This is a genomic window from Catenibacterium sp. (assembly GCF_052354645.1).
In the GTDB taxonomy this organism is placed as follows: Bacteria; Bacillota_I; Bacilli_A; order Erysipelotrichales; family Coprobacillaceae; genus Catenibacterium; species Catenibacterium mitsuoka_A.
The window spans coordinates 1-6,788 of the sequence record NZ_DAWDDM010000099.1 but is presented as its reverse complement, the minus strand read 5'-3'; the positions used below and the strand labels follow the sequence as shown (position 1 = coordinate 6,788).

General features: G+C 34.9%; 9 protein-coding genes and 1 other RNA gene. 9 read left to right on the top strand and 1 reads right to left on the bottom strand.

All coding sequences use genetic code 11. The features are described 5' to 3' along the window. Positions 1-90: 90 nt before the first annotated feature. The gene (locus ACT8VG_RS05800; protein WP_444195394.1) at positions 91-219 is read right to left on the bottom strand and encodes a hypothetical protein; all 129 of its coding nucleotides are present in this window, start codon (positions 217-219) and stop codon (positions 91-93) included. A 7-nt stretch (positions 220-226) separates the two neighbouring features. Between ACT8VG_RS05800 and ACT8VG_RS05795 the strand changes: the two genes are divergently transcribed. The 9 genes from ACT8VG_RS05795 (at position 227) to ACT8VG_RS05755 (ending at position 6,756) form a co-directional block, all read left to right on the top strand. Further along, positions 227-409: a hypothetical protein gene (locus tag ACT8VG_RS05795; protein WP_444195393.1), complete on the top strand. Its 183-nt coding sequence runs from the start codon at positions 227-229 to the stop codon at positions 407-409. After that, positions 406-1,368, top strand: coding sequence for an ABC transporter permease (locus tag ACT8VG_RS05790; protein ID WP_221710366.1), 963 nt, complete (start codon positions 406-408; stop codon positions 1,366-1,368). Before ACT8VG_RS05795 ends, ACT8VG_RS05790 begins: the two co-directional genes overlap by 4 nt. An 86-nt stretch (positions 1,369-1,454) precedes the next feature. Further along, complete coding sequence (gene yfmF / locus ACT8VG_RS05785) at positions 1,455-2,747, top strand: EF-P 5-aminopentanol modification-associated protein YfmF (protein ID WP_444195392.1); 1,293 nt, start codon at positions 1,455-1,457, stop codon at positions 2,745-2,747. Continuing rightward, positions 2,719-2,928 carry a hypothetical protein gene (locus tag ACT8VG_RS05780; RefSeq protein WP_444195391.1) on the top strand — a complete coding sequence of 70 codons (210 nt, stop codon included), beginning with the start codon at positions 2,719-2,721 and terminating at the stop codon, positions 2,926-2,928. The genes yfmF and ACT8VG_RS05780 overlap by 29 nt, the downstream gene beginning before the upstream one ends. Before the next feature lie 6 nt (positions 2,929-2,934). After that, on the top strand, positions 2,935-4,011 hold the full coding sequence (gene yfmH / locus ACT8VG_RS05775) for an EF-P 5-aminopentanol modification-associated protein YfmH (protein ID WP_444195390.1): 1,077 nt from the start codon (positions 2,935-2,937) through the stop codon (positions 4,009-4,011). Between the two features lie 34 nt (positions 4,012-4,045). Beyond that, a non-coding RNA gene (gene ssrS / locus ACT8VG_RS05770) (6S RNA) lies at positions 4,046-4,203 on the top strand. Between the two features lie 29 nt (positions 4,204-4,232). Continuing rightward, positions 4,233-4,460 carry a DUF896 domain-containing protein gene (locus ACT8VG_RS05765; protein ID WP_022424391.1) on the top strand — a complete coding sequence of 76 codons (228 nt, stop codon included), beginning with the start codon at positions 4,233-4,235 and terminating at the stop codon, positions 4,458-4,460. A 97-nt stretch (positions 4,461-4,557) separates the two neighbouring features. Next, positions 4,558-6,528: a transketolase gene (gene tkt / locus ACT8VG_RS05760; protein WP_444195389.1), complete on the top strand. Its 1,971-nt coding sequence runs from the start codon at positions 4,558-4,560 to the stop codon at positions 6,526-6,528. 123 nt (positions 6,529-6,651) lie between these two features. Beyond that, on the top strand, positions 6,652-6,756 hold the full coding sequence (locus ACT8VG_RS05755; protein ID WP_444195388.1) for a YneF family protein: 105 nt from the start codon (positions 6,652-6,654) through the stop codon (positions 6,754-6,756). The last annotated feature ends 32 nt before the right edge of the window (positions 6,757-6,788 follow it).

Sequence of the window (6,788 nt, the reverse complement as noted above, 5' to 3'; positions counted from 1 at the left end):
AGCAAGATATGCAGGTATGAACGAAAAGAAATGTATCGTTTTAGCCCTTATGATTTGAGGTTTCTTTGCTGGAGTAGGTGGTGCCTTAACTTACTTATGTGGTACTGGTAAAACATTACCAATCACAGAAACATTACCAAACGAAGGCTGGAACGGTATCCCAGTTGCCTTACTTGGTTTCTCCAATCCAATTGGCTGTATCTTTGCTGCCTTATTCATTGGTTATATGAATGTTGGTGGTAACTATATGCAGGCACTTAATATTGCGATTGAAGTTATTGATATTATCGTTGCTGTTATTATTTACTTCGCTTCATTCACACTATTCATTAAAGCCTTATTAGAACGTTATCAAAGAAATAAAAAGAGAAAAGCAGAAATGCAGAATAAAGGAGGTAAAACAGAATGAGTATAGTTTATTTCCTTTTTGCTCAGACTTTACTATTTGCCATTCCATTAATGATTGTTGCTTTGGGTGGTATGTTCTCTGAACGAAGTGGTGTTGTTAACTTAGCCCTTGAAGGTATTATGATCATTGGTGGTTTTGCTGGTGTATTCTATTTAAATTATATGCAGTCTAATGATATTCTTCATGGTCTGCCACTATTATTAACAGGTTTACTTATTTCTGGTATTGTTGGTATAGTATTTAGTATGCTTCATGCCTTTGCAGCCATTCATTTAAGTGCTGACCAGACTATTTCTGGTACTGCATTAAATATGCTTGCTCCAGCACTTGGTATCTTCATCGCAAAAACTGTACAGGATGGTATGCAGAACGTTTCATTCACTAATGAATTCAGAATTTCTGAAGTTCCTGGACTTAGCAGTATTCCAGTACTTGGTGATTTATTCTTCAAGAACTGCTACTTTACTACATTCCTAGGCATTGCGATTCTTATCATTTCTTGGTATTTCCTTATGAAGACTAAGACTGGTTTAAGAATCCGTTCTTGTGGTGAAAACCCTCAGGCAGCAGATGCTGCAGGGATCAGTGTTTATAAGATCAGATATCTAGGTGTAGGTATTTCTGGTTTCTTAGCTGGTATGGGTGGACTTATTTATATTCTACCTATCTCTACAGAATTCACCTGCACTGTTGCTGGTTATGGTTTCTTAGCTTTAGCTGTATTAATCTTCGGTAACTGGGCACCATTAAGAATTGCTGGTGCAGCATTCTTCTTTGGTTTCATGAAGACATTGTCTTATACATATAACTCAGTTCCATTACTTGCTAAAATGTCTTTACCTGATACAACATATAAATTAATTCCATATGTTGCCACTTTAATTCTATTAGCATTCACATCTAAGAACTCAGCTGCGCCTCGTGCAGATGGTGTACCTTACGATAAATCTAAACGTTAATAGAGTCGGACTCCTTAGGGAGTCCTTTTTTCTTGCACTACTATACAAAAAAGTTATAATGAATAGAGAAAGAAAAGAGGTATACAATGAACAAGATCTATCAAATGAATGGATATCAACTTCACTTGATTTCATCTAAGAAATTTAAAGATATTACAATCTCTGTTCGTTTTAAAGGACGTTTTACAAGAGAAACAGTCACAAGTAGAAGTGTTCTAGGATTCTTAATGATTACTGGAACTATGAAGCATCCAACACAAAAGGACTTATCTAGAACACTAGAAGATTTATATGGTGCAAATCTTTCTGCGAATATTTCTTCAGCAGGTAAAGGTCATATTATTACTTTTAAGAATACATGTGTTAATCAGGAATTCCTCCCTATCAATGAAAATCTACTCATTAAACAGGTAGATTTATTAAATGAATTAGTAAATCATCCTTATATTGTAGATGGCCATTTTGATGAAGAAATGACTGAACTCAAGAAACAGGAAATCACATATCGTATTATGGCTGATATGGACGATAAGATGGGCTATGCCTTTGATCGTATGGTAGATTATATGGGCAGAGGAAATGTGCTAGGATTACGTTCTACAGGCTATATAGAGGATATGGAAAACATCAATGCTTATACTCTTGTAGAAACATATAAAGATATGATTCAAAATGATGATAAGCATGTTTATGTAGTAGGGGATATAGATGAAAGTATTATTTCTATCTTCAAAGAAAAGCTACAGTTTCCAGAAGTGAAACATGATCCTTATCCTAGTGCCTATATGTATCAAAATGATCGTAAACATCTTTTAGATATTATTGAAAAACAGGATATCGTCCAGTCTAAGCTCGTTATGGGTTATAAGGCAAACTGCTGTACCTTAAGTGAAAATACAGCTGCAATGAGCGTATTTTCTAATTTATTAGGAGGTTATTCTCAATCTAGACTATTCCAGGTAGTCAGAGAAAAGAACAGCTTATGTTACTTTATTCATTCAAGTTATGATCCAATGAATGGTATTATGACCATTGCCGCAGGTATTGATATGAATAATTATGATAAGACTAAAGAGTTAATTGGAAAACAGATCAAAGACTTACAGGATGGGCATATCACTGATGAAGAATTATCAATGGTAAAGACTATGCTTATCAATGCATTATCTAAAGTAGATGATGATCCTGATGCCATTATCTCATTCAATTGGAGAAGAGATATTATTAATAGTCAGGATACAATTGAAGACAAACAGAATGCAATTAAAAATGTCACAAAAGAAAATGTCATCAAATGTGCTCAAAGTATAGAATTAGATACCATCTATTTCTTAACTGGAAAGGAGTTCTATGAAGAAAACTTATTATCCAACAATTAAAGAAACGCTCTATTATGAAAAGATGAGTAATGGACTTAATGTCTATTTGATGCCAAAAGATGGCTTTACTAAGACATATGGCTTATTTTCAACACGTTTTGGTTCTATTGACCGTAGCTTTGTTCCTCTAGGAGAAACAGATTTAATCACAGTACCTGATGGTGTCGCTCATTTTCTATAACATAAGATGTTTGATATGGAAGATGGAGATGCCTCAGAAAAGTTTGCTGCACTTGGTGCGAGCAGTAACGCCTTCACTTCTCATAGCCGTACTGCTTATTTGTTCAATACAGCTGCGAATGTTGATGAATGTACTGAATTATTATTAGATTTCGTGCAGGAACTCAATGTTACACCTGAAAGTATTGAAAAAGAAAAGGGCATCATTAATCAGGAAATAGGCATGTATAATGATGATCCTGACTGGCGTGGTTATTTTGGTGCCATCAGCAACCTTTATCATAATCATCCTGTTAGAATTGATATTGCTGGTACTGTTGAAACTGTGGCGGAAATCGATTATGACATCTTACAAAAGTGCTATCATACATTCTATCATCCATCTAATATGATGTTATTTGTGTCAGGAAACTTTGATCCAGAACACCTCATGTCCGTTATTAGAGATAATCAGGCAAAGAAAGATTTCAATGATATGCCTCCAATTGTAAGAGGAGATCACAATGAACCAGAAACCATCTTTAAAGCTTATGAAGAAAATGAAATGGATGTTACTATGACTAAGGTCAATGTCGCAATAAAAATAAACAATGTCCCTGAATCGCCTGAAGAAAAACTCAAAAGACAGCTTTCATTCTATATCTTCATGGATATGTTATTCTCTAAGAGTAGTGATTTAAGAGATGAATGGACTAAGATGGGACTCATCAATGATTCTTTCTTCACTAACTTCTCACAAGAGCGTGATTTCTCTCATATTATTTTTGCAGGAGATAGTCCTAAACCTGAGGAACTTCTATCTCATATACATAAACTTATTGAAGATATTCCTCATATGACATTGGATGAAGAAGCATTCAATAGAATGAAAAGAAATAATATTGGAACTCTTATTGGCTTTTTCAATTCTATCGAAACAATCGCTTCATTATTTAGCCAATACTATTTAGAAGGTATTAATTTATTTGATCTATTTGAGGCCTATCAGGCTCTTACTATCGATGATATTAAAAATATTTTGCCTCTATTTTGTAAGGATTTAACATCTAATTTTATTGTTAGACCACTTAAGGATAACGCCTAGATGTTGACTAAAAAGGTGCTTATGCTATAATGGTGGTGACCTGAGAGTATATGGATTTCCTACATTTTTGATAAGGGAACCTGATTGTTAGAAAGACGGTGTTGAAGACCTGCTACGAGTAGGGATCCTAAAGTTTTTCACAAGGTGCCCACCTGTATTTAACAGGGATAATCAACGCCTCTTAGGTCTTTTCGTTTGTTTAAATTATACAGGAGGTCATCATGGCTATTGATCAGAAACTTATCGATGAAATTAATGCACTTGCTCATAAAAAGAAGACAGTAGGTCTTACACCTGAGGAACAGGTTCGTCAGCAGAAGCTTAGACAGAAATACCTAAAAGAATTTAGAAGGGGCTTTGAACAGCAGCTTCAGAGTATCAAAGTTGTTGATGCAAATGGTAACGATGTCACTCCTGCTAAAGCAAGAATGCATAAAAAAGTAAACTAGACAGTCTTTGTGAAAAGATTGTCTTTTTTATTGCGTAAAAAATGGTTTACACATCATTAAAATTATGTATAATGGTGGTGATTAGGAGGTACTCGAAATGGATTCGAATTTATCGATCGCTACAATAAGATCGCTTTGTATTGACATGATCAATAAGGCAAATTCTGGTCATCCAGGTATGGTTCTAGATGGCGCACCTGCTTTATACACATTGTTTACTAAGGTGATGAACATAAATCCCTCTTTGTCTAGTTGGCAAAATAGGGATCGCTTTGTTCTTGCAAGTGGTCATGCTAGTTCTTTACTTTATGCTTTATTACATCTTTCTGGTTATGATTTAAGTCTTGATGATTTAAAACAGTTCAGACAGTGGCAGTCAAAAACACCTGGACATCCAGAAATCACTATCACAGATGGTGTAGATGCATCTTCAGGACCTTTAGGTCAGGGGATTCCTACAGCCACAGGTATGGCAATTGCTGAAAAGTTCCTTGCTGAAAAGTACAACAAGGAAGATTGTTCAATTGTTGACCATTACACATATGTATTATGTGGTGATGGTGATATGCAGGAAGGTGTGACTTATGAAGCATCATCTCTTGCTGGTCATCTTTCATTAGGTAAGTTAATTGTTATCTATGATGCCAATGAAGTAACACTTGATGGTCCTCTTTCATATTCATTCAGTGAAAATGTAAAGAAGAGATATGAAGCAATGAATTGGCAGGTTATCGAAGTGGCTGATGGTAATGACATTCAGGCCATCAACCGTGCATTAAAGCGTGCTAAGAAAGAGTTATTCAAACCATCTATTATCATCATGAAGACTGTTATTGGTTATGGTTCTTGCAATCAGGGAACTAATAAAGTTCATGGTGCACCTCTAGGTGAAGAAGACGGTAAGAATGCTAAGTTATCTTATGGATTTGACCATGATCCTTTCTATGTTCCTGAAGAAGTTTATGCTGATTTCAAAAAGAACGTAAAAGACCGTGGTACAAGAGCATATAAGAAATGGTTAAAGACTGTTGAAGAATATGCTGAAAAATATCCAGAAGAATATAAAGAATATAAAAATGCTATTGAAGGTAATTATCATTTAGATATTACAGAAATTCAAAAGGAATTCAAACCAGGTTATACAGAAGCAACTCGTAATATTTCTCATAGAATTATTCAGGAAGTGGCTAAGCAGAACCCTACATTCTTATCTGGTACTGCAGATCTATCTTCATCTACTAAGACATCAATCCAGGGCGAAGGAAGATTTAGCTGTGAAAACTATACTGGAAGAAATGTATATTTTGGTATCAGAGAATTCGCAATGGTGTCTATCATGAATGGTATGACATTACATAAGGGTGTTAAGATCTCAGCAGGGGGCTTCTTAGTATTCAGTGATTACTTTAAAGCAGCCTTAAGAATGGGTTCATTACAGGAATGTCCAATCATTCTTCCATTATCACATGACTCTATTGCAGTTGGTGAAGATGGTCCTACACATCAGCCTGTTGAACAGCTTGCAATGCTTAGAAGCAGTATTGATGTTGAAGTATTACGTCCAGCTGATGCAAATGAAATGCTTGCATCTTGGAAGATTGCTGTTGAAACAAAGAATATGCCAGTTGCATTAATTCTTACTAGACAGCCAGTAGAAAATCTTACAAATTCTACTTATGAGGATGTATTACATGGTGCTTATATTGCTAGAAAAGAATCTGGTGACTTAGAAGGTATCATTATTGCATCTGGTTCTGAAGTAGGTCTTGCTATTCATGCACAGGAAGAATTAGAAAAACAGGGACATTCAGTACGTGTTGTTTCTATGCCTTCAATGAACTTGTTTGATGCACAGAGCGATGAATATAAGGAATCTGTTTTACCAAATAGCTGCAGAAAGCGTCTTTCTGTAGAAATGTTATCTGATTTTGGATGGCATAAATATGTTGGTTTAGATGGTAAAACTATGTGTGTTGATACTTTTGGTGCGAGTGCTCCAGCAAGTAGAGTCATCAAAGAATATGGCTTTACTGTAGAAAACGTAGTAAAAGAATACAATTCATTATAAAAACAACTAAAAAGAGAGGGTATCTTAGGATATTCTCTCTTTAATTAGTGCTAAAACACTAAAACAATTTACAAACACAATCTAGTTTGATATAATTATTTAACGTTAACGGAGGTATTTACAATGGTAGCAGGATATATTATTACTACAATTATTGGTGCTCTTGTTGGATTCTTCTTTGCAAGATGGATGTTCAAGAGAGAATTAAAGAACTACACACCAATTTAAGATAACATGATTCGTTCTAGGTTTATGCAAAT

Coding starts and splice junctions, on each gene's coding strand:
- ACT8VG_RS05800 (WP_444195394.1), bottom strand. CDS start 219: ATGAATAAGGCAGCAAAGATACAGCCAATTGGATTGGAGAAACCAAGT.
- ACT8VG_RS05795 (WP_444195393.1), top strand. CDS start 227: ATGAATGTTGGTGGTAACTATATGCAGGCACTTAATATTGCGATTGAA.
- ACT8VG_RS05790 (WP_221710366.1), top strand. CDS start 406: ATGAGTATAGTTTATTTCCTTTTTGCTCAGACTTTACTATTTGCCATT.
- yfmF (WP_444195392.1), top strand. CDS start 1,455: ATGAACAAGATCTATCAAATGAATGGATATCAACTTCACTTGATTTCA.
- ACT8VG_RS05780 (WP_444195391.1), top strand. CDS start 2,719: ATGAAGAAAACTTATTATCCAACAATTAAAGAAACGCTCTATTATGAA.
- yfmH (WP_444195390.1), top strand. CDS start 2,935: ATGTTTGATATGGAAGATGGAGATGCCTCAGAAAAGTTTGCTGCACTT.
- ACT8VG_RS05765 (WP_022424391.1), top strand. CDS start 4,233: ATGGCTATTGATCAGAAACTTATCGATGAAATTAATGCACTTGCTCAT.
- tkt (WP_444195389.1), top strand. CDS start 4,558: ATGGATTCGAATTTATCGATCGCTACAATAAGATCGCTTTGTATTGAC.
- ACT8VG_RS05755 (WP_444195388.1), top strand. CDS start 6,652: ATGGTAGCAGGATATATTATTACTACAATTATTGGTGCTCTTGTTGGA.